General features: G+C 61.7%; 21 protein-coding genes. 9 read left to right on the top strand and 12 right to left on the bottom strand.

Annotated elements, in window-relative coordinates; genetic code table 11:
- Positions 1–53: 53 nt before the first annotated feature.
- Positions 54–1,226, top strand: a complete 1,173-nt coding sequence (locus tag YH63_RS14505; protein WP_046826982.1) for an ABC transporter substrate-binding protein — start codon at positions 54–56, stop codon at positions 1,224–1,226.
- Between the two features lie 81 nt (positions 1,227–1,307).
- On the opposite strand, the gene YH63_RS14510 is transcribed toward YH63_RS14505, so the two are convergent.
- Entirely contained in the window at positions 1,308–1,664 is a 357-nt protein-coding gene (locus tag YH63_RS14510) for a DUF427 domain-containing protein (RefSeq protein ID WP_046826981.1), read from the bottom strand.
- A gap of 315 nt (positions 1,665–1,979) precedes the next feature.
- Between YH63_RS14510 and YH63_RS14515 the strand changes: the two genes are divergently transcribed.
- Positions 1,980–2,216: a BolA family protein gene (locus tag YH63_RS14515; protein WP_040427058.1), complete on the top strand. Its 237-nt coding sequence runs from the start codon at positions 1,980–1,982 to the stop codon at positions 2,214–2,216.
- A gap of 22 nt (positions 2,217–2,238) precedes the next feature.
- On the top strand, positions 2,239–3,420 hold the full coding sequence (locus tag YH63_RS14520) for a low temperature requirement protein A (RefSeq protein ID WP_046826980.1): 1,182 nt from the start codon (positions 2,239–2,241) through the stop codon (positions 3,418–3,420).
- A 4-nt stretch (positions 3,421–3,424) separates the two neighbouring features.
- Here YH63_RS14520 and egtD read toward each other — a convergent pair whose 3' ends face one another.
- Entirely contained in the window at positions 3,425–4,396 is a 972-nt protein-coding gene (egtD, locus tag YH63_RS14525; RefSeq protein ID WP_046826979.1) for an L-histidine N(alpha)-methyltransferase, read from the bottom strand.
- Between the two features lie 22 nt (positions 4,397–4,418).
- The gene (gene egtB / locus YH63_RS14530; protein ID WP_170978695.1) at positions 4,419–5,717 is read right to left on the bottom strand and encodes an ergothioneine biosynthesis protein EgtB; all 1,299 of its coding nucleotides are present in this window, start codon (positions 5,715–5,717) and stop codon (positions 4,419–4,421) included.
- A gap of 305 nt (positions 5,718–6,022) precedes the next feature.
- Between egtB and grxD the strand changes: the two genes are divergently transcribed.
- The 3 genes from grxD (at position 6,023) to YH63_RS14545 (ending at position 9,135) form a co-directional block, all read left to right on the top strand.
- Positions 6,023–6,358 (top strand): Grx4 family monothiol glutaredoxin, encoded by a 336-nt coding sequence (gene grxD, locus YH63_RS14535; protein WP_046826978.1) that lies wholly within the window; start codon positions 6,023–6,025, stop codon positions 6,356–6,358.
- A gap of 127 nt (positions 6,359–6,485) precedes the next feature.
- Positions 6,486–7,769, top strand: coding sequence for a serine hydrolase domain-containing protein (locus YH63_RS14540; RefSeq protein WP_046826977.1), 1,284 nt, complete (start codon positions 6,486–6,488; stop codon positions 7,767–7,769).
- Positions 7,770–7,854: 85 nt separating this feature from the next.
- Entirely contained in the window at positions 7,855–9,135 is a 1,281-nt protein-coding gene (locus YH63_RS14545) for a serine hydrolase domain-containing protein (protein WP_046826976.1), read from the top strand.
- A 1-nt stretch (position 9,136) separates the two neighbouring features.
- Here YH63_RS14545 and YH63_RS14550 read toward each other — a convergent pair whose 3' ends face one another.
- Positions 9,137–10,204, bottom strand: coding sequence for a threonine aldolase family protein (locus YH63_RS14550; protein ID WP_046826975.1), 1,068 nt, complete (start codon positions 10,202–10,204; stop codon positions 9,137–9,139).
- A 198-nt stretch (positions 10,205–10,402) separates the two neighbouring features.
- Between YH63_RS14550 and YH63_RS14555 the strand changes: the two genes are divergently transcribed.
- The gene (locus YH63_RS14555) at positions 10,403–11,656 is read left to right on the top strand and encodes a serine hydrolase domain-containing protein (protein ID WP_046826974.1); all 1,254 of its coding nucleotides are present in this window, start codon (positions 10,403–10,405) and stop codon (positions 11,654–11,656) included.
- A gap of 75 nt (positions 11,657–11,731) precedes the next feature.
- On the opposite strand, the gene rpsD is transcribed toward YH63_RS14555, so the two are convergent.
- From rpsD to rpe, 6 genes are all read right to left on the bottom strand, one after another.
- Entirely contained in the window at positions 11,732–12,349 is a 618-nt protein-coding gene (rpsD, locus tag YH63_RS14560; RefSeq protein WP_019196340.1) for a 30S ribosomal protein S4, read from the bottom strand.
- A gap of 194 nt (positions 12,350–12,543) precedes the next feature.
- Positions 12,544–12,945, bottom strand: a complete 402-nt coding sequence (locus tag YH63_RS14565; protein ID WP_046826973.1) for a cupin domain-containing protein — start codon at positions 12,943–12,945, stop codon at positions 12,544–12,546.
- Between the two features lie 79 nt (positions 12,946–13,024).
- The gene (gene murI, locus YH63_RS14570; RefSeq protein ID WP_046829497.1) at positions 13,025–13,828 is read right to left on the bottom strand and encodes a glutamate racemase; all 804 of its coding nucleotides are present in this window, start codon (positions 13,826–13,828) and stop codon (positions 13,025–13,027) included.
- Between the two features lie 51 nt (positions 13,829–13,879).
- Positions 13,880–14,419, bottom strand: coding sequence for an MOSC domain-containing protein (locus YH63_RS14575; protein WP_046826972.1), 540 nt, complete (start codon positions 14,417–14,419; stop codon positions 13,880–13,882).
- A gap of 4 nt (positions 14,420–14,423) precedes the next feature.
- Positions 14,424–15,731, bottom strand: coding sequence for an adenylosuccinate lyase (gene purB, locus YH63_RS14580; RefSeq protein WP_046826971.1), 1,308 nt, complete (start codon positions 15,729–15,731; stop codon positions 14,424–14,426).
- Between the two features lie 137 nt (positions 15,732–15,868).
- Positions 15,869–16,570 (bottom strand): ribulose-phosphate 3-epimerase, encoded by a 702-nt coding sequence (rpe, locus tag YH63_RS14585; RefSeq protein ID WP_046826970.1) that lies wholly within the window; start codon positions 16,568–16,570, stop codon positions 15,869–15,871.
- A 273-nt stretch (positions 16,571–16,843) separates the two neighbouring features.
- Between rpe and YH63_RS14590 the strand changes: the two genes are divergently transcribed.
- Positions 16,844–17,584, top strand: a complete 741-nt coding sequence (locus YH63_RS14590; RefSeq protein ID WP_046826969.1) for an EF-hand domain-containing protein — start codon at positions 16,844–16,846, stop codon at positions 17,582–17,584.
- Positions 17,585–17,634: 50 nt separating this feature from the next.
- On the opposite strand, the gene YH63_RS14595 is transcribed toward YH63_RS14590, so the two are convergent.
- The gene (locus YH63_RS14595) at positions 17,635–18,636 is read right to left on the bottom strand and encodes a P1 family peptidase (RefSeq protein ID WP_046826968.1); all 1,002 of its coding nucleotides are present in this window, start codon (positions 18,634–18,636) and stop codon (positions 17,635–17,637) included.
- A 94-nt stretch (positions 18,637–18,730) separates the two neighbouring features.
- On the opposite strand from YH63_RS14595, the gene YH63_RS14600 reads away from it, so the two are divergent.
- A complete protein-coding gene (locus tag YH63_RS14600) occupies positions 18,731–19,465 on the top strand; it encodes a cytochrome c biogenesis CcdA family protein (RefSeq protein WP_046826967.1) in 735 nt (244 codons plus the stop codon).
- A 66-nt stretch (positions 19,466–19,531) separates the two neighbouring features.
- Here the strand turns inward: YH63_RS14600 and YH63_RS14605 are convergent, their stop codons facing one another.
- Complete coding sequence (locus tag YH63_RS14605; protein ID WP_046826966.1) at positions 19,532–20,647, bottom strand: branched-chain amino acid ABC transporter substrate-binding protein; 1,116 nt, start codon at positions 20,645–20,647, stop codon at positions 19,532–19,534.
- Positions 20,648–20,696 lie beyond the last annotated feature (49 nt).

Consider the following 20,696-nt stretch of genomic DNA (forward strand, 5'->3'; position numbering starts at 1 on the left):
AAGGAGGAAGGGATATCGTGAGAACAACCAGGATCGGACTGACGGTTGCGGCCATGCTGATGGCATGCGGTGCGGCGCGGGCACAGGTGTCTGACGACGCCGTCAAGATCGGCGTGCTGACCGACCACTCGGGCGGATTCGCCTATCTCGTCGGCAAGTACTCGGTCGAAGCGACGCAGATGGCGGTCGATGATTTCGGCGGTAAGGTGCTGGGCAAGCCGATCAGCGTCATCACCGCCGATCATCAGAACAAGGCCGACATTGCCTCCGCGATCAGCCGCAGATGGTTCGAGACCGAGGGTGTGGACACCATCACCGACGTCGCCGGTTCGGCGGTCGCCCTTGCCACTCAGGAAATCGCGCGGTCGCGCAGCAAGGTGCTGCTGATTTCAGGCGCCGCGACCACCGAATTGACGGGCAAGGCCTGTTCGGCGACGACATCGCAGTGGAGCTATGACACCTACGCGTTCGCCAAGGGAACGGCGAGCCAGGTGACCAAGCAGGGCGGCGACAGCTGGTACTTCCTGACCAGCGATTACGCCTTCGGTCATTCGCTCCAGCGTGACGCCAGCCACTTCGTTACCGAAAGCGGCGGCAAGGTGCTCGGCAGCGTGCGTTTTCCGTTCGGTTCGCCGGATTTCTCGTCGTTCCTGCTTCAGGCGCAGGCCTCCAAGGCCAAGGTGATCGGCCTTGCCATGTCTGGCGCGGACCTTCTAAGCGCCATCAAGCAGGCGCGTGAGTTCGGCATCGTGCAGTCCGGGCAGAGCCTCGCCAGCCTCGTTGTTTATATCAACGATATCGAAGGCGTCGGGCTGAACGTCGCGCAGGGCTTGACGCTCACGACCTCGTTCTACTGGGACGCCAACGACGAGACCCGTGCCTGGGCGAAGCGGTTCATGGAGCGCTCGGGTGGTTTCATTCCCAACCTCATCACCGCGGGAACCTACGCGTCGGTGCTTCACTATCTGAAGGCGGTTGAGGCGGCAGGGACCGATGAAGGCAAGGCCGTGGCGGCAAAGATGAAGGAACTGCCGGTCAACGACTTCTACAACAAGAACGTCCAGATCCGGCAGGACGGCCGCGTCATGCACAAGACCTTCCTGATGAAGGTCAAGTCACCGGCGGATTCGAAGTATCGCGGCGACTTCTATCAGCAGTTGGCTGAGATGTCGGGTGAGCAGTCGTTCAAGCCGCTCGCCGGAAGCGAGTGCCCTCTGGTCAAATAAAAGCGCAACGAAAGCGCCCTGAGCAACGCCCGCCGGTTATTCCGGCGGGTGTTGTCGTTTGTCGGAAGGCGATTGGGAGCGCTAGATCTCTTCGATCGTGACTTTGTCCGGATAGAACGCCAGATGCCCGGCGATGTCCTTCACCGAATCGTAGGGCGTCTCGTAGGTCCAGATGGCGTTCTCCAGCGTCTTGCCGCCGGAAACGATGCTGAAATAGCTCGCATCGCCCTTGTAGGGGCAATAGGTGCTGTGCGCGGTGCGCTTCAACCTGGCAGGGTTGGCATCCTCGCGCGGAATGTACTGAACCGGCGGATAGCTCGATTCCTTGAGGGTCAGGGCGCGGCTGGTTTCGGCGATGAGCTCGCCGCCGACGCTGACCCGGACCCGTTTTGGGTTCGCTGAGATCGCAATTGGGTGGTCTGGGCCTGGAATTCTCATGCGAACGTTCATGTCGGGCTCCCTGTTGAGGTCACAATATAGGAGCGATCCAGTGTCCTGAAACCGAAGTTCGCCTTATTTTGCAGCGCCTTCCGTAGCGAACTTCGGTTTCAAAAGGACACTAGAAGACTATGATCCCAGTGTGGTTTGGGTTCGCAAGTCCGCATATGTACGCGCCGGGGAAACAATGCGGACTTGCGAACCCCACACTAGCGCAATGCTTGCGTGACGGCGCAGGTTGCAAGGGCTAGAATCAGTCATATTTCGGTGCATTGCCTGGGCCCGGAATGGCTCAAGATCAGGAGATTCAAAGACATGCCAATGGACGCGCGGGACATCGAAACGATGATCAAGGCAGCGTTGCCCGACGCGAAGGTGGAAATCCGCGACCTCGCAGGCGACGGTGACCACTACGCCGCCACCGTCATCTCGGAAGCCTTTCGCGGTAAATCGCGGGTACAGCAGCACCAGATCGTCTATCAGTCGCTGAAGGGGCAGATGGGCGGCGTCCTGCATGCGCTGGCGCTGCAGACGGGCGTGCCTGACGCCTGAACCGTCGAAAGCGGGGGCAACGGTGTCGACAAACGAAACCCTGTTGCGAGCCCGTGCGCCGCACCAGCATCACCGTGTCACTTACGTCGAACTGTTCTTCGACCTCGTTTTCGTTTTTGCCATTACGCAGATCTCCCACACGCTGCTGGCGCATTTCACGCCGCTGGGCGTGCTGCAGACCACGATCCTGTTTCTGGCGGTGTGGTGGGTCTGGATCTACACATCCTGGATCACCAACTGGCTCGACCCGGAGCGCACGCCGGTCCGCGTGATGCTGTTCGGGCTGATGGTCGCCGGCCTGTTGCTGTCCACCTCCATTCCCAAGGCGTTTGAAAGCCGGGGACTGGCGTTTGCGCTGGCCTTCGTCGTCATGCAGGTCGGACGATCGGCTTTCACGTTCCTTTCGATTCCGAGGTCCCAGCCCGGCTTGCGCATGAACCTGTTGCGCATCACGATCTGGCTCGCATGCAGCGGCGTGTTCTGGATCGCGGGCGGGTTTGCGGAGGGGCAGACGCGGCTCATGCTGTGGATCGTCGCGGTGGCGATCGAGTATTGCGGCCCGCTGGCGCGGTTCCGGTGTCCCGGTTTAGGCGCCACACCTCTGGAAGACTGGGAGGTCGAAGGCGGCCACATGGCCGAACGCTGCGCGCTGTTCATCATCATCGCGCTTGGCGAGTCCATCGTGGTCACCGGCGCGACCTTCGCGTCGGCTGCGTGGACTGCGCCAACGATCATGGGCTTTGTCGTCGCGCTGATCGGCAGCATCGCCATGTGGTGGGTGTATTTTCACATCGGCGCGGAAGCGGGGGCGGAGCATATCTCGCACGCGAAGGATACAGGGCGGCTGGCGCGGCTCGCCTATACCTACCTGCATCTTCCGATTGTAGCGGGCATTGTGGTGTCGGCGGTCGGCGACGAACTGCTGCTGGCGCATCCCGAGGGCCATGCCGACACCAAGACCATACTAACCATGATCGGCGGGCCGCTATTGTTCCTGATTGGCACTATTCTGTTCAAGCGCAGCATCCGGGGCATCTTTCAGCTCTCGCATATGGTCGGCATCGGCCTGTTGATCGTGCTGATCCCGTTCGCGCACTTTCTCTCGCCGCTGCTGTTGTCGTCAGCGACAACGGTCATCATGGTGATCGTCGCAGCATGGGAAGCGATCTCGCTCGGCTCGCTCGCGAAATCGGACGAGATCTAAACCTTCATTCATTCGCAACCAGCGCGTGAACCGAGAACATCCCGTCGGGATCTGTCCACGACGCGCGCGGGGTCCATCCCGACCCACGCGCCAGCGTGGTGAAGCGCTCGATGCTGTATTTGTAGCTGCTCTCGGTGTGGATCGTCTCGCCGGTGCGGAACGTCGCCGTGTGATCCAGCACCCGCACAGTCTGCGGCTTGCGGCTGATGAGATGCATCTCGATGCGATGGCGCTGGCGGTTGTAGATCGCGCGGTGCTTGAATCCGTCGAGATCGAGATTGCCGCCGAGTTCGCGGTTGATCCGCGCCAGCACGTTGAGATTGAACTGGCCGGTCACGCCCGCCGCATCGTTGTAGGCGTCGTGAAGCACGCGTTCGTCCTTCTCCAGATCGACGCCGACGATCAGCGTCGCGCCTTCGCCGAGAATGGCGCGGGCGCTGCGCAGGAAGGCGCAGGCTTCATGCGGGTCGAAATTGCCGATGGTCGAGCCGGGAAAGAAGCCGACTTTCGGCATGTCCTTGATTTCCAGCGGCAGTTCGAACGGCTTGGTGAAGTCGGCGTTTACCGGATAAACGGCGAGATCGGGAAAGTCCCCGCGCAATGTGCTGGCCTGTCCGTTGAGAAAGTCGCCGGAAATGTCCACCGGCACGTAGGCCTTGAAGGAGCACTGTTTCAACAGCAGACGCACCTTGGTCGTGGCGCCGGCGCCGAATTCGACCAGCGCGGCGTTTGCGGGGATCGCCTGGGCGATCTCCGAACCGCGGTCGCGCAGGATGCGTAGTTCGGTGCGGGTCGGATAGTATTCCGGCAGCAGCGTGATCTGCTCGAACAGTTTCGAGCCAGCCTCGTCGTAGAAATATTTCGGCGACAGCTTTTTCGGCTGCTGCGACAATCCGGCAATCACGTCCTGAGCGAAAGAATGGTCAATCTGATCGTGAAGCGGAGCATCGGCCCGCGCGTTGACATGCACATTCATGACGGTCTCGTGTGTTCGGGGTTTAAACGGCGTAATCGGCGAGCCGCAGTCCGGTGAACTGCCAGCGATGATGTGGATAGAAGAAATTGCGATAGGTAATGCGGCTATGATTGTCCGGCGTTGCCAGCGATGAGCCGCGCAGCACCAGTTGGTTGACCATGAATTTCCCGTTGTATTCCCCGAGCGCGCCGTCGATGGCGCGGTAACCGGGGTAAGGCGAGTACGAACTGCGGGTCCACTGCCAGACGATGCCGAAGGCGTCATTAAGATGACCGGCGCGGGCGGCTACTTCCCATTCCATTTCGGTCGGCAGATGCTTGCCGCTCCAGCGCGCAAAAGCATCGGCTTCATAGTAGCTGACATGCGAGACGGGAGCCGTAGGATCGATGTTCTGCAAGCCGCCGAGCGTCATGATTTTCCAGCTTTCAGAAGAATTTGCACCGTCCACCTTGCGCCAGTGACCGGGGGCCTGCCATTCCTCACGTTCGGCGGCAGCGAAGCCGTCCATCAGCCACAGCGTTGGCGCCGTGTAACCGCCGTCCTTCATGAAGGCGAGCCACTCGGCGTTGGTCACGAGATTGCGCGCCAGCTTGACGGGGCCGACCAGCGCGCGGTGCGTGGGCTTCTCGTTGTCGAAATGAAATGAATTGTCGGCGTGGCCGATGGTGTGGATGCCTTCCATCAGGGTGACCCATGCGTCGCCGGTGCGGGTCGCAGCCGGGAATGCCCAGCCGGGTTCATAGGCCGGCGGGATCGGATTCTGTGCGAAGGCATGCAGGATGTCGGTGAGAAGCAATTCCTGATGCTGCTGCTCGTGATTGAGGCCGACCTCAATCAGTGGCTCCAGTTTCGCCAGCGTGTCCACATCCGCTGAACTGAAAAATGCCGCGACTGCGGCATCGACGTGCTTGCGATAGGCCGTCACCTCGTCCGCGCCGGGACGGGTGAGGTGGCCGCGCTGGGCGCGGGCGTGACGTGGCCCTGCGCTCACGTAATAGGAATTGAACAGGTAGGCGTAGTCCGGGTGATAGGGCTGGTAGCCCGGTGAATGCTCGCCGAGCAGGAATTGCTCCCAGAACCAGGTGACGTGGGCGCGGTGCCATTTGGTCGGGCTGGCGTCCGGCATCGACTGAACCAGCTGATCCTCAGGGGACAACGGAGCCGCCCGCCGCTCGGTCTCGTCCCGGACGGTGCGGTAGGCCGTCAGCAGCCTAGCGGCCCGTTCGTCGCGGGATTCCTGAAGGAGTTTTTGGCTGGATTCGGCCGTATTTGCGGAGGTGGTGGCGACACGGGCGTCTGGCTGGGATGCTGGTTTCGTCACGAGAATCTCCGGTTGAGGAGAGAACGATGCTTCTGCGGATCGGTTCCGCAGAACGGATGCTCTAGATAGGGCGCCTCGCCGGAGAAAAAAGGCACCGTCGGCCATGAAATGGATACGCGTCGGCTACGACGCTGTTACGGAGAGAGGCATGGCAGACCCGCATTCCGCCTCTGGGGGTGGCATGGCACCCTTTCAGCGATTTGATTGGGCTGCGGAACCGTTTCACGCTACATATATGGTCAGAGCGACAGGCCGTTGAGGATTCCCGGCCCAGCCGCAGGACCGAGGCAGTTAAGGACGCGAATATGAGCATCGACCAATTCATCGCCAACGAAGTGAAGTCCAACGACGTCGTGCTGTTCATGAAGGGCACGCCGCAGTTTCCGCAGTGCGGATTTTCGGGCCAGGTGGTCCAGATCCTCGATCACGTCGGCATCGCCTACAAGGGCCTGAACGTGCTCGAATCGTCCGAACTGCGCGACGGCATCAAGATTTATTCGAACTGGCCGACCATTCCGCAGCTTTACGTCAAGGGTGAGTTCGTCGGTGGTTGCGACATCATCCGTGAGATGTTCCAGGCTGGCGAATTGCAGCAGTTGCTCGCCGACAAGGGCGTCGCGATCCAGCAGCCCGCTGGCTGATATTTCCGGGCGAGGCGGCCGTTCGCCGTCTCGCTTGTCTGCCGGCCTTGCTGGCCGGTACAGTCCTCCCAAGCCCGGACGCAAACGATCCGGGCGTTCGTCTGAGAAGACTTGGGAGGTCTTTTTTATGTTCGTTTCTCGCCACATCACGGCGTCGCTTGTCGTTGCCGCCACACTGCTCGCCGCACAAAGCGCTTTTGCCGATAGCGTCGTCCGCACCCAGCCCATTGAAGCTGGGCTATCGCCCAAAGGGCTCGCGCGGATCGGCGACTACCTCAAGAACCAAATCGCCACCAACAAGATTCCAGGCGCCGTGATGATGATCCAGCGCCGGGGCAAGGTCGCTTATTACGAGACCTTTGGCGTCCGCGATCCCGCCACCAAGGCGCCGATGACGGCGAACACGATCTTCCGCATCTACTCGATGTCCAAGCCGATCACGACGGTCGCAGCGATGATGCTGGTGGAGGAAGGCAAGCTCCAGCTGGGCGATCCCGTCGCGAATTTCATTCCCGCATTCAAGGATGTGAAGGTCGGCGTCGAGAAGAAGGGCGAGGATGGAAAGACGACGCTCGATCTTGTCCCGTCCCGCCGTCCCATGACGGTGCAGGATCTGATGCGCCACACGTCCGGCATCACCTACGGTTTCTTCGGCGAGGGGCTGGTGAAGAAAGCCTATGTCGATGCCAAGATATTCTCGGAAGATGTCGACAACGCCGGCTTTGCGGACCGTATCGCCAAGCTGCCGCTGGCCTATCAGCCGGGATCGACATGGGACTATAGCCATTCGACCGATATCCTGGGGCGCGTGGTCGAAGTCGTATCCGGCAAATCGCTCTATCAGTTCGAGAAGGAGCGCATTCTCGATCCGCTCGGCATGAAGGACACGACATTCTACGTTACCGATAAGGCCAAGCAGCCGCTGATTGCCGAGCCGTTCCCGAATGACCGCAAGATCGGCAATGACGCCGAGATGAATGACCCGCGGATCGTGCGCAAGTGGGAATCCGGCGGCGGCGGCATGATGTCGACCATCGGCGATTACGCCCGGTTCGCGCGCATGATCGCGAATGGCGGAACGCTCGACGGCAAGCGCTACCTGAGCCCGAAGACCATCGCCTATATGGGATCGAACCATATCGGTCCCGCGTCGGGGGTGGTGAATGGTCCGTACTATCTGCCCGGTCCGGGCTTCGGTTTCGGCCTCGGATTCGCGGTACGGACCGAGCCCGGCGTCAGCGTCATGGAGGGCAGCGCCGGCGAGATGAACTGGTCGGGCGCGGGCGGCACCACCTTCTGGGTCGATCCGAAGGAAGATATGTTCGTGGTGTTCATGTCCCAGACCGTGCAGCATCGCGGCCGTCACCGCATCGCGCTGAAGAATCTCGTTTACGGCGCGTTCGAGAAGTAACGGCCCGGCCTACGGTTGCCCGGTGCAACCGCGCCGGACGGCGGGCGTATCTGATGGATCTCTGCCAACTGAAAGCAGGAACCCGATGAGATCGCGGCGTATCTGGAGCGTGCTTCCTGCCGCGATAGTCGCGCTGACGGCGAGCGCCGCCGTGGCCGATGGCGCGATGCGGGTCTACCCCCCGGACGCCGTTCTCTCTCCGCAGCGGCTTGAACGGATCACCGAATATTTTGATACCGAAGTTGCCAACGCAAAGATTTCCGGCGCAGTGGTTCTGATTCAGCGCCACGGCAAGCAGGTCTACCTCAAGTCCTTCGGCAAGATCGATACGGTCTCCGGCGAGCCGATGACGCCGGATGCGATCTTCCGAATTTTCTCGATGTCAAAGCCGGTGACCAGCGTGGCGGCGATGCTGCTGGTGGACGACGGCAAGCTTAAACTCGACGATCCGCTGTCCAGGTACATTCCGTCATTTGCGACGGTGAAGGTGGGTGTTGAAGCCACGGCCGAGAACGGTGACCCCGTGCTCAAGCTCGTGCCGACGGACCGGCCGATCACCATCAAAGACCTGCTGCGGCACTCATCCGGAATCACTTACGGTTTCTACGGCAAGGGCGTTGTCAGAAAGGCTTATGCCAGCGCCGATCTGTTCGCCGAAGCCGACAATGCGTCGCTCGCAGAAAAGATCGCGCGCCTCCCGCTATCCGAGCACCCCGGCACGCTGTGGGACTACGGCCACTCGATGGATGTACTGGGCCGCGTCATCGAAGTGGTATCTGGCAAGTCGCTTTTCGAGTTCGAGAAGGAGCGGCTGTTCGGTCCGCTCGGCATGACCGACACGGCCTACTATGTTGCCGACCCGGCCAAGCATCGCCGTATCGCCGAGCCGTTGCCCAGTGACGGTAACTTCAGGACGAGCAGTGCGCGGAATCCGCGCCTGGTTACGAAGCGGGAATCCGGCGGCAGTGGACTGGTCACGACCATCGGCGACTTCAGCCGGTTTGCCCAGATGCTGCTCAATGGCGGCGAACTCGACGGCAAGCGTTATCTGAAGCCTGAGACTTTCGCGACGATGACCACGAACCATATCGCGCCCGCAACCGGTGTGAAGCGCGGAGATTACTATTTTCCCGGCGACGGCTTCGGATACGGCCTCGGCTTCGGGGTCCGCACCGAACCCGGCAACGCCACGCCGCCGCCTCCGGGATCGCTCGGCGAGATCAAGTGGGACGGCGCGGGCGGGACTTACTTCTGGATCGATCGCGCGCAGGACATGTTCGTGATCCTGATGATCCAGTCGCCGTCGGAGCGTGGCCGTATTCAGCCGGCGCTGAAGGCCATGGTCTACGACGCGTTCGAGCGATAGATCACGCCTTAGCCGTGATGCCGCGGATCGCTGCAACCGTTTCGTCGATCATCGCTGCCGTCACATCGAGATGGGTGCAGGCGCGGATGCGGTGATCGAGTGCACCGGTCAGGATGCCGCGCTTGCGCAATTCTGAAATCATTCGCTGCGTGGTGATGCCGGCTTCTGCGGGATCGAAGAAAACCAGATTGGTCTCCGGCTGATTGACCGCGATGCCGGGGATTTGCGCGAGACCGCGAGCGAGTGCGCGGGCATTGGCGTGGTCATCTGCGAGCCGGTCGACGTGATGATCGAGCGCGTAAAGGCAGGCCGCAGCGCAAATGCCGCTCTGGCGCATTGCACCGCCGAGGCGTTGCTTCCAGCGCCACACCTCGTCGATGAAATCGTCCGTCCCCGCGATCACCGCGCCGATAGGCGCGCCTAATCCCTTGCTGAAATCGATCCAGACCGAATCCCAGCCCTCGGCCATGTCCCGCGCGGACACGCCGGTGGCCACGCAGGCATTCATCAGCCGCGCGCCATCCATGTGGGTGATAAGCTTATGCTCGCGCGCGATGGCCGTGATCTCGTCGAGAGCGGATTTTTTCCAGACCGTGCCGCCGCCGATGTTCGCGGTCTGCTCGACGGTCACGACGCGCTGCGGTGCTGAATAGCGCGAGACCGGCTGGATCGCTGCGCGAAATGTCTCCGGTGTGAAAATCCCGTTCTCGCCGGGCAGCGGCGTGATCTGGAATCCGCCGAGTGCTGCATGCGCGCCGCCTTCGCGGGTCAGCACATGCGCGGAGGGATGCGCCAGGATTTCGTCGCCCGGACGGCAATGCACCAGCGTTGCCGCCACATTGCACATGGTCCCCGACGGCAGGAAGACTGCAGCTTCCTTGCCGAGCAAGTCGGCGACGCGCTCGCACAGCGCAATCGTTGTGGGGTCGTCGCCGATCTGCTCGTCGCCCACCTCCGCACGCGCCATCGCCTCGCGCATTCCCGGCGTTGGCCGCGTCTGGGTATCCGACATCAGATTGATGCGAACGGGCGGTAGCTTCGGATCAGGCGAGGCGGGGGTCATTCTCATCGGAAAGTCCTGTGCGGTGATCTGCGCCGTTCCCTGATGTATTCAAAAAGCGACCGCCGGTCCAATGGAAGTCCGTGTGTCAATATAGGGTTGCTTGCAATGGGGCTGCCAATCGCTAGGCTTGCCGCTTGCATTTCTGTTTCTGGATGAGGCCCGACTTTGCATTTCCAAATTGTTTATCGCCCGTCCGCCCGCGCCATGGCGATGTGCTTATTTCAGGTGGCGGCGGTCGGCCTTTTCATCGTTCAAGCGTCAGCCGGCAGTATCGGAAAATCCGACCCGGCAGCGGCAGGATTTTCGAGCGAGCGGCTGGCCCGCATCACCGAATACTTCAACAATGAGGTGACGATAGGCAAGATCCCCGGCGCCATCGTGCTGATCCAGCGTCGCGGCCAGCCCGCCTATTACGAAGCCTTCGGTGTGCGCAGTGTCGCCACCAAGACGCCGATGACGCCCGACACCATCTTCACGCTGTTTTCGATGACGAAGCCGATCACGTCGGTGGCGGCGCTGATGCTGGTGGAGCAAGGCAAGCTCGCGCTCGATGACGAGGTCGGGCAATACATTCACGGCTTTTACAGTATCAAGGTCGGCGAGGAGAAACCTGGTTCTGACGGCAAGCCCGCGCTTGATCTGGTCGCGCCGAAGCGCCCGATCCAGATCCACGATCTGCTGCGGCAGTCCGCGGGCATACCTTACGCCTCGCTGGCTTATGGCGTGGTGAAGAAGCCTTATGAAGACGCCGACCTGATGTCGGGCAAGTTCACCAATGAGGAGGTCGCGAACCGCATTGCCGCGTTGCCACTGATCAGTCACCCCGGCGATTACTGGACCTACGGCCACGCCACCGATGTGCTCGGACGGGTGATCGAGGTGGTGTCAAGAAAATCGCTCTATCAGTTCGAAAAGGAAAACCTGCTCGATCCGCTCGGCATGACGAACACAAGTTTTTTCGTTACGGATCCCGCAAAACAGGCGCTGCTCGCCGATCCGCTTCCGAACAGGCATGACAAGCTGGATCGCGACCCGCGTATTGTCACCAAATGGGAATCGGGCGGTGGCGGCATGGTGTCGTCGATCGCGGACTACGCGCGCTTTGTGCAGATGCTGCTCAATCGCGGTGAACTCAACGGCAAGCGCATTCTGGCGCGCAAGACAGTGGACTTGATGACGTCGAACCATATCGGCGAAGCTGCGGGCATCAAGCCGTGGGTCTATTATTTTCCCGGTGCGGGCTATGGCTTCGGTCTTGGCGTTGCGGTGCGAACGGAAGCGGGCGTGAGCCACTGGGCAGGCTCCGTTGGCGAGTACGAGTGGAGCGGGGGCAGCGGAACATACTTCCTTGTCGATCCGAAGGAAGACATGTTCGCCGTCCTGATGATCCAGTCGCCGTCGCAGCGCGGCCGGATTCAATCGGCACTCAGAAGCCTGATCTACGGCGCGTTGAAATAGCAGACGGAATTCACGCAAACAAAAAGGCCGCCCGATGAGGCGGCCTTTCGCATTTCTGCTATCCGGCTGAAGAGATCAGCGCGAATAGAATTCGATGATGAGGTGCGGCTCCATCTGAACCGGGAACGGCACTTCCGAAAGACCCGGAACGCGCGTGACCTTGGCAGTCTGCTTGCCGTGATCGACTTCGAGGTAGTCGGGGGTGTCACGCTCGCCGAGCTGGTTGGCTTCGAGAACGAACGTGAGCTGCTTGGAAGATTCCTTGATCTCGATGACGTCGCCGACCTTGACCTTGTAGCTGGCGATGTTGACGCGCTTGCCGTTCACCTTGATGTGGCCGTGGTTGATGAACTGGCGGGCCGCGAACATGGTGGCGACGAACTTCGCGCGATACACGACGGTATCGAGGCGGCGCTCGAGCAGGCCGATCAGGTTCTCGCCCGAGTCGCCCTTCAGGCGGCTGGCTTCGACGTAGATCGCGTGGAACTGACGCTCGGAAATGTTAGCGTAATAGCCCTTCAGCTTCTGCTTGGCGCGCAGCTGGGTGCCGAAGTCGGAGAGCTTGCCTTTGCGGCGCTGGCCGTGCTGGCCGGGGCCGTATTCACGCTTGTTGACGGGGCTCTTCGGGCGGCCCCAGATGTTCTGGCCCATACGGCGATCGATTTTATACTTCGCCTCACTACGCTTAGTCATCGCGTCCTCTTTCTTAAGTTTGAGTTTTGAGGAAACGCGCCCTCCTGTGCAGCGGGATATGATCCCGGTGCTGACAGGTCCGCCTCATAAGCTTGATGAGAAAGACCACGGGTCGCGAAACGCAACGCGGGCCGAAACCGGCCCGCGAGCAACGGGGTTCTATGAAAAATCCCCCGTAATGTCAAACAGATCGGCTATTTCGCGGGGGCCGGGGAAGCCAGCGGCTTGGTCTTGTCCACTATGTAAACTCCCAGCACTTTCATAGGCTTATCGCCATGAACGGCGGCGTCGTGAACGGCGCCGGCCGGAATTTGGTAGGATTCGCCAGCTTTCAGCGTTTTGTCGGGCTGCCCGTCGATGGACAACACCAGTTCGCCCTCAAGGACGTAGCCGGTCTCGACGCCGGGATGGGTGTGCCGTCCGGCCTTGGTTCCCGGAGCCAGTTCGGCAAGGCCGGTGACTGTGTTGTAGCCCTCGGGGAAAGCGATGGTCTGGAGCGGCGTACGCTTGATGCCCGCGGGCGGTTGCTGGGCGAGGGCCACGCCTATGCCGGCGAGCGCGAGAACAGAAACGCAAAGCACTGTCTTCTTGAGCATGTGATTCTCCCTTTCGCTGTTCTCTTTCGGAACAGACCGGGCGGGAGGCTAACAGCCGAACGGTATCTGCGGAAGGGTCTCACCCCACAGGGCTGGCACCGAGGAAGGGCTCCAGCGCCATCGCCAGGACCGGAGAGGGGGTCTGTCCCGATGTGAAGATGAACCGCGCCGGGAGTGCTTCGCCGGTGCCGTTGGCGCTGCCAAGCAGGTCGCTCACGCGGCGTGCGATGGCGGGCGCGGGGTCGATCCAGTCCACGACCCACGGCGCCAGCGCGATCATCTGGCCGCTGAGCAGCGGATAATGCGTGCAGGCCAGCACCACGGTATCGGTCCGTGCTCCATCACTATCTTGGCCATTGACGAAGCACGGTGCGATCTCTGCTGCGACGGCATCGTCGCTGACACGTTCGCCGCGCAACGCTGCCTCCGCAAGACTCGCGAGATTTTCCGCACCGACCAGCGTCACGTCGCAGCCCTGCGCGAAATCTCGGATCAGCGCCTTGGTGTACTCGCGCTTGACGGTGCCGCGCGTGCCCAGCACCGACACACGCTTTGTCGTGGAGGAGGCGCAGGCTGGCTTGATTGCCGGCACGGTACCGACGAACGGCACGCTGTAAGCCTCGCGCAGATGCGTCATCACCAGGGTCGAGGCCGTGTTGCAGGCAATGACGACGAGGTCCGGTGTGTGTTCGGCGATCAGATCTCCGACCAGCGGCACCACGCGGGCGACGATCTCGTCTTCGGTATGCTGGCCGTAGGGGAAATAGGCGTCATCCGCGACGTAGACGTAGTGCGCGCCCGGCCGCAGCCTGACGATCTCGCGGAATACGGTGAGACCGCCAAGGCCGGAATCGAAAACCAGTATCGTGGGCGTCTGGGACACGAAAGCCATGATAGCCGATCTGCGGTTACCACTTTGTTGTAATCGGGGCGGCTACACCGGCTGAGGGGGGCGGCGCGGTCCCTCTGGCAGGACGATCCGGACGGCATCGCCCGGCCGGACGTCGCCGTCGGACAGCACGATGCTCATGATCCCGGCCTTGCGGATCAGGTTGCCATCGGCGTCCTTGTCCAGTGTTGCGGCCATCAGGCCCTGCTGGAAGCGGTCGATCTGGATGCAGGGATTGCGCAGCCCGGTGACCTCGACCAGGGCGGTCTCGCCGAGATGCAGCCGCGTGCCGGTCGGCAGCGCCAGCAGGTCGATGCCGCGCGTGGTGACGTTCTCGCCCATCTCGCCGGGCCGGACGATGAAGTTTTTCGGGGCCAGTTCATCGAGCAGTTCTTCGTGAATCAGATGCACCTGACGCAGGTTCGGCTGGGTCGGATCTTTCGCGACACGCGAGCGGTGTTTCACCGTCTCGCCCATATGCGCGTCACCGTCGACGCCGAGACCCTTGAGCAGACGAATGCTCAGGGAGTTCGTCTTGCTGAAGTGGTGCCCCTTGCGCAGGCTCACCGCGGTGACGATGCCCATCGGTTCAGGAGGCTCCAAAGACCCGCTTGAAGATCGTATCGACGTGCTTGAAGTGATACGCGAGATCAAATTGTTCCTCGATCTCCTTGTCCGACAGATATTTCTTCACGTCGGCGTCCTTCTTCAGAAGTGACTGGAAGTCGCCTTCGCCGCGCCAGACCGGCATCGCATTGCGCTGCACGAGCTTGTAGGCGTCCTCGCGCGATGCGCCTTTTTGCGTCAGCGCGATCAGAAGGCGCTGCGAGTGGACGAGGCCGCCGAGGCGGTCGAGGTTCTTCTGCATGTTGGCCGGATAGACCAGCAGCTTTTCGATCACGCCGGCGAGACGATTGAGCGCGAAGTCGAGGGTCACGGTGGCATCCGGGCCCATCATGCGCTCGGCGGAGGAGTGCGAGATGTCGCGCTCGTGCCAGAGCACGACGTTTTCCAGCGCCGGCGTCACATAGGCGCGCACCATACGCGACAGGCCCGTGAGATTTTCCGTCAGCACCGGATTGCGCTTGTGCGGCATCGCCGACGAGCCCTTCTGGCCTTCGGAGAAGAATTCCTCGGCTTCCAGAACTTCAGTGCGCTGCATGTGGCGGATTTCGGTGGCAAGACGCTCCACCGACGAGGCGACGACGCCGAGGGTTGCGAAGAACATCGCGTGGCGGTCGCGCGGGATCACCTGCGTCGAAATCGGCTCGACGGCGAGGCCCATGGCCTTGGCGACATGCTCTTCGACGCGCGGATCGATCTGCGCGAAGGTGCCGACTGCGCCGGAGATGGCGCAGGTCGCGATCTCCTTGCGCGCCAGAAAGAGACGCTCGCGGGCGCGGGTGAATTCGGCGTAGGCGTAGGCGAGCTTGAGGCCGAACGTCACCGGCTCGGCATGGATGCCGTGGGAGCGGCCGATGGTCGGCGTCATCTTGTGTTCGAAGGCGCGGATCTTGAGCGCGGCCAGCACCTTGTCGATGTCGGCGATCAGGATATCGGCGGCGCGCGAGAGCTGCACGTTGAGGCAGGTGTCGAGCACATCCGACGAGGTCATGCCCTGATGCACGAAGCGGGCTTCCGGGCCGACGATCTCGGCCAGATGCGTCAGGAAGGCGATGACGTCGTGCTTGGTCTCGCGTTCGATCTCGTCGATGCGCTCGACGTTGAAGGTCGCGTCCTTGGCCTTGGCCCAGATGGTTTTGGCGGCATCCTTCGGGATCGTTCCAAGCTCGGCGAGCGCATCGGCGGCATGCGCCTCGATCTCGAACCAGATCTTGAAACGCGTCTGTGGCTCCCAAATGGAGACCATTTCGGGGCGGGAATAACGGGGGATCATCGGCAAAGTCCTGTTAGTCTGACCGTCATGCCCGGCCTTGTGCCGGGCATCCACGTCTTTTTCGAGGTCAGACCAAGCAAAACGTGGATGGCCGGGTCAAGCCCGGCCATGACGAAAAACTGGTCCAACATGCACCATTAAATCGCTTCGCCGCGCGCTGACGCAGCCGCATTGCGGATCGCAGAGATATTCGCCTTGTAGCTGTCCATCGTGCCGCCCTTGAACACGGCCGATCCGGCGACCAGCGCGTTCGCGCCGGCGGCAGCGACCTTGGCGGCGTTGTCCGCGGTGACGCCGCCGTCGACTTCAATGTCGATCGGCCGGCCGGCGCACATCGCGCGAACTTGCGAAATCTTTTCCAGCACGGAAGGGATGAACGACTGGCCGCCGAAGCCGGGATTAACCGACATCACCAGCACCAGATCGATCATGTCGATCACGTACTCGATGGCGCTCGCAGGTGTCGCCGGATTGAGCGACACGCCGGCTTTCTTGCCGAGCGCACGAATCGCCTGCAATGAGCGATGCAGATGCGGACCGGCTTCGGCGTGCACGGTGATGATGTCGCAGCCGGCCTTGGCGAAAGCTTCGAGATACGGATCGCACGGCGCGATCATCAGATGCGCATCGAAAATCTTCTTCGAGTGCGGGCGCATCGCCTTGATGACATCGGGGCCGTAGGAAATGTTCGGCACGAAATGGCCGTCCATGACGTCCAGATGGATCCAGTCGGCGCCCGCCTGATCGACGGAGCGGACTTCCTCGCCGAGCTTGGAGAAATCCGACGCCAGGATCGACGGCGCGATAATCAGCGGGCGGGGTGCAAGGGGCTGTGACATGGCGGCTTCCGGTGCTTCCCTTGGCGAATTCTGGACGGATGGTTTCGCCTAACATGCCGCCTGCGCGCGGGCAATGTGAGGCAGGCGACGTACACAGGAACAGCGCCGATTCCGCGGCAAATCCTGCCGCCACGGCAGAAATTGCCCTGCTGGAAGCGCCGTCCGGACAGTGAAAATGGCTGTATTTATTGGGTTTCCGAAGCGGCACGGCAATTGCTGGATACTTCTCGGGATGATCTGAGCCGCGTGTCACCGGCTTTGGGGAGTATCGCGATGTTCTTTGCCGCAGGTGCCGTTGGAGCCGCTGCTGTCGCCGCTGGCACAGCGCTAGATCTGCTGTCCTCGCTGAGGCCTGACAAGTCGGCAGCGGCCAAGACCGGCGTCAAGCAGACCAATTCCATCTTCGATGTGACCGGATTGAGCGGCAGCACGTCGGGCGCGACGTCCGTGTCCGCGGCAAGTTCCACGCCGGCTGGAGCGCTGTCGCCAGCGACATTCAACGCGCTGTTGTCGGCGCAGGATTCCAACGGCAAGGCCAACCCGTCTGATGCGCTGAAGAGTCTGTTCGCGCAGATCGACGGCAACGGCGACGGCAAGATCACCAAGGCCGAATTCGAAGACAAGCTCGGCGCGGGCGGCACCAACATCGCGGCCGCCAATAACGTCTTTAACAAGATGGATGCCAACAGCGATGGTTCCGTCAGTCTCGACGAAATGGCAACGGCGCTCAGGGGCAAGGGTGGGGGCCAGCATGCGCATCAGGCCGGTGATGGTGCCGATGCGTTGAAGGAAGCTTTGCAAGGCGCTTCCAGCACGTCGACGACAAACAGCGATGGCTCGATCTCGACCACGCTGACATATGCCGACGGATCGAAGATCACGCTGAGCCAGCCCGCGTCATCGACCACGTCGACCGGCGCTTCCACGCAATACAATCTCGTTGAAAAAATGATGCAGCGTCAGACAGATGCGCTCGCCGCGTCTGCGAAGCAATCGGTCTCCGTCAAGATCTGATGTAACCGGGGTTCGGCTGAATCGGGCGCGCATATCCAGCGCGCAGACCGCTATGTCCCAAACCGTTCTTTCCACGACGGCAGAGCGCCGGCGAAAGGCAGTGCCTTCGCTTCATAGATACCGCGCGCAATGGCGCGCGCGATGACATTTGCTGCGATCGCGCCAAGTTCAGTGAGCCCATAAAGTGGATCAACTGGTTTTTCGCCGGTCGCTGCTGCGAACACGATGTCGCCGTCGAGCGGCGCGTGTACCGGATAGATCGCGCGGGCGAATCCGGTCTGCGCGATCATCGCAAGGCGCTTGACCTGCGGCTTGGTGAGGATGGCGTCGGTGACGACAATGGCCAGCGTGGTGTTCTCGATCGCCGTCGCGGCGGGCCCGCCCTTGAGCCGCATCGCTAGCATGTCCGGCGTAAAGGATGGCGGCAGGCCGCGACCGCCGAACTCGCCATTCTGCTCGAAGGGCGCGGCCCAAAACCATGGTCCGTCGCCGACATTGACGCTGCCGACCGCGTTAACGGAAGCAATCGCCGCGACGCGCACGCCGTTGGTCATCACGGCGGACGCAGAGCCGAGCCCGCCCTTGAAGTTGGCGGTGGTCGCGCCGAAGCCCGCGCCGACGCTGCCGAGTGCAAACGGGGTATCGGTTGCTGCTGCGGCTGCCGCGTAGCCGAGATCGCGATAGGGCGGAAAGCGGCCCCATGCCTTGTCGCCGCCGTTCAGCATGTCGAACATCACGGCACCGGGAACAATCGGGATCAGCGCGTCGCCAACGGCAAAGCCGCGTCCCTGTTCGGCGAGCCACGCCTGCACGCCGCCGCCGGCTTCCAGCCCGAAGGCCGAGCCGCCAGAAAGCGCGATCGCATCGATGCTTTCGACTGTGTTGACCGGTTCGAGCAATGCGCCGTCCCGAATTCCGGGGCCGCCGCCGCGCACATCGGCGGAGGTGACAATGGCCTTGTCGAAGATCACGGCGGTCACGCCGGATGCGACCGTCGCGTCATGGGCGTGGCCGACCCGGACGCCGGGAATGTCGGTCAGCAGGTTCTTCATAACTCTCACCTTTTTATGATCACGCTTGATCACAACACGCGGAAGGGCGGGCGCGGAGCTTGCATAGCATATGGGCGACAGTGCAATAAGCGGCATGATTCAAGACGTTTCCATCCCCGCAGCGCTCGCCGCCGGCGTTATCAGTTTCCTCTCGCCCTGCGTGTTGCCGCTGGTGCCGCCATATCTGATCTATCTCACCGGCGCGACCATCGAGCATGTGGCCAATGACGAGAAGCCGCAGGTCTCAAAGCGTGCCGTGATGCTGTCGGCGCTGGTTTTCGTGCTGGGTTTCTCGACCGTATTCGTGGCGCTCGGCGCCAGCGCCAGCTTGATCGGCGGCTGGATCCGCGCCTGGTCCGCGCAGTTGTCCATCGTCGCTGGCATCGCGATCATCCTGATGGGGCTACATTTCCTTGGCCTCACGCGCATCGGCTTTTTGATGCGTGAAGGACGCCTGCCGATACCCAAGCCCGTCGGTCTATGGGGCGCCTATGTGATGGGGCTGGCCTTTGCGTTTGGCTGGACGCCGTGCATCGGGCCGATCCTGGCTGCCATTCTGTCGGTTGCCGCATCGGAAACCACCGTGACGAAGGGCGCAGGGCTGCTTGCGGTCTACTCCGCCGGTCTCGGCATCCCGTTCCTGATCGCGGCGTTCATGGTCGAGCGATTTTCCTCGGTGCTCGCACGCATGAAAAAGCATCTCGCCACGGTCGAGCGTGCGATGGGCGTCCTGATGATTCTCGTGGGGATCGGATTTCTCACCGGCGCGGTCACGGACGTCAGCATTTGGCTGCTGGAGACGTTCCCGGCCTTGCAGAATTTTGGCTGACCAACGCATAAAGAAAATGGCCGGGACAAGCCCGGCCATGATGCTCTTTAACGATGCAGGATCGCGTTACGATCCCTTGTTGATCTCGGCGTAGTTGCCCTTGGCGTCCCAGCGATAGACGACGTAGTCGATCACCTTGATATCGCCCTTGGCATCGAAAGAAAGCTTACCAAGCACGGTATCCCATTCAGCGCCCTTGATGGCTTCCATCACCTTCTTGGAGTCGGTGGTTTTGACCTTCGCGGCGGCCTGCGACCAGACCTGAAACGCGGCATAGGTGTAAAGCGTATAGCCCTCGGGATCGATGCCCTTCGCCTTGAACTTGTCGACGATGGCCTTCGCGGTCGGCTTGTTGCGCGGATCGGGACCGAAGGTGAACAGCGTGCCTTCCGCGGCCGCACCCGTGATCGAGGCGAACTCCTTGTCGTTCAGAGCGTCGCCCGCCATCAGAAGCGTCTTCATGCCCTGATCGCGCATTTGGCGCAGGATCAGTCCTGACTCCTGATGGTAGCCACCGACATAGACCAGATCGATGTTCTCACGCTTCAGCCGCGAGACGATGGAGTTAAAGTCCTTGTCGCCCTTGTTGTAGGACTCGAACAGTTTCTCCTTCACGCCGCCGGCGTTCAGCGCCTTCTTGGTTTCGTCCGCGAGGCCTTTGCCGTAGGTCGTCTTGTCGTTGAGGATGGCGATATTCTTGCCGGCGAACGCCTTGATAATGTACTGCGCGGCGACAAGGCCTTGCTGGTCGTCACGGCCGCAGACGCGCAGCACGTTCCACAGCTTGCGCTCCGTGAAAACAGGGTTGGTCGAGGCGGGCGTGATCTGCAGCACGTTGCCTTCGGCGTAAGCTTCCGAGGCCGGGATCGACGACGACGAGCAGAAATGGCCCGCGACGAACGGGACCTTGGAGCTTGCGAACTTTTCGGCAACTGAGCGGGCCTGTTTTGGGTCGCAGGCGTCGTCACCGACCTGGAGCGCGAGCTTCTTGCCGTTGACGCCGCCCGCGGCGTTGATGTCGGCAACAGCCAGGTCCGCGCCGTTCTTCATCTGACGGCCGAACGCGGATTCGCCGCCCGTCATCGGACCGGCGACCGCGACGGAAATGTCTTGCGCAAACGCAGCAGTCGACAGTGCAATCGACGCGCCGAGTGCGAGGCCAAGGATATGGGTTGGTTTCATAGGGTAATCCTCATGCAGGTCTCGAATGGCGCGGCCAGACGGCCCGCCG

Origin of the sequence: Afipia massiliensis (genome assembly GCF_001006325.2) — a bacterium.
Lineage (GTDB): Bacteria > Pseudomonadota > Alphaproteobacteria > Rhizobiales > Xanthobacteraceae > Afipia > Afipia massiliensis_A.

Excerpts from the sequence above, each read along its gene's own strand:
- YH63_RS14505 (WP_046826982.1), top strand. The coding sequence starts at position 54 with ATGCTGATGGCATGCGGTGCGGCGCGGGCACAGGTGTCTGACGACGCC.
- YH63_RS14510 (WP_046826981.1), bottom strand. The coding sequence starts at position 1,664 with ATGAGAATTCCAGGCCCAGACCACCCAATTGCGATCTCAGCGAACCCA.
- YH63_RS14515 (WP_040427058.1), top strand. The coding sequence starts at position 1,980 with ATGCCAATGGACGCGCGGGACATCGAAACGATGATCAAGGCAGCGTTG.
- egtD (WP_046826979.1), bottom strand. The coding sequence starts at position 4,396 with ATGAATGTGCATGTCAACGCGCGGGCCGATGCTCCGCTTCACGATCAG.
- grxD (WP_046826978.1), top strand. The coding sequence starts at position 6,023 with ATGAGCATCGACCAATTCATCGCCAACGAAGTGAAGTCCAACGACGTC.
- YH63_RS14540 (WP_046826977.1), top strand. The coding sequence starts at position 6,486 with ATGTTCGTTTCTCGCCACATCACGGCGTCGCTTGTCGTTGCCGCCACA.
- YH63_RS14545 (WP_046826976.1), top strand. The coding sequence starts at position 7,855 with ATGAGATCGCGGCGTATCTGGAGCGTGCTTCCTGCCGCGATAGTCGCG.
- YH63_RS14550 (WP_046826975.1), bottom strand. The coding sequence starts at position 10,204 with ATGAGAATGACCCCCGCCTCGCCTGATCCGAAGCTACCGCCCGTTCGC.
- YH63_RS14555 (WP_046826974.1), top strand. The coding sequence starts at position 10,403 with ATGGCGATGTGCTTATTTCAGGTGGCGGCGGTCGGCCTTTTCATCGTT.
- rpsD (WP_019196340.1), bottom strand. The coding sequence starts at position 12,349 with ATGACTAAGCGTAGTGAGGCGAAGTATAAAATCGATCGCCGTATGGGC.
- YH63_RS14565 (WP_046826973.1), bottom strand. The coding sequence starts at position 12,945 with ATGCTCAAGAAGACAGTGCTTTGCGTTTCTGTTCTCGCGCTCGCCGGC.
- YH63_RS14575 (WP_046826972.1), bottom strand. The coding sequence starts at position 14,419 with ATGGGCATCGTCACCGCGGTGAGCCTGCGCAAGGGGCACCACTTCAGC.
- purB (WP_046826971.1), bottom strand. The coding sequence starts at position 15,731 with ATGATCCCCCGTTATTCCCGCCCCGAAATGGTCTCCATTTGGGAGCCA.
- rpe (WP_046826970.1), bottom strand. The coding sequence starts at position 16,570 with ATGTCACAGCCCCTTGCACCCCGCCCGCTGATTATCGCGCCGTCGATC.
- YH63_RS14590 (WP_046826969.1), top strand. The coding sequence starts at position 16,844 with ATGTTCTTTGCCGCAGGTGCCGTTGGAGCCGCTGCTGTCGCCGCTGGC.
- YH63_RS14595 (WP_046826968.1), bottom strand. The coding sequence starts at position 18,636 with ATGAAGAACCTGCTGACCGACATTCCCGGCGTCCGGGTCGGCCACGCC.
- YH63_RS14600 (WP_046826967.1), top strand. The coding sequence starts at position 18,731 with ATGATTCAAGACGTTTCCATCCCCGCAGCGCTCGCCGCCGGCGTTATC.
- YH63_RS14605 (WP_046826966.1), bottom strand. The coding sequence starts at position 20,647 with ATGAAACCAACCCATATCCTTGGCCTCGCACTCGGCGCGTCGATTGCA.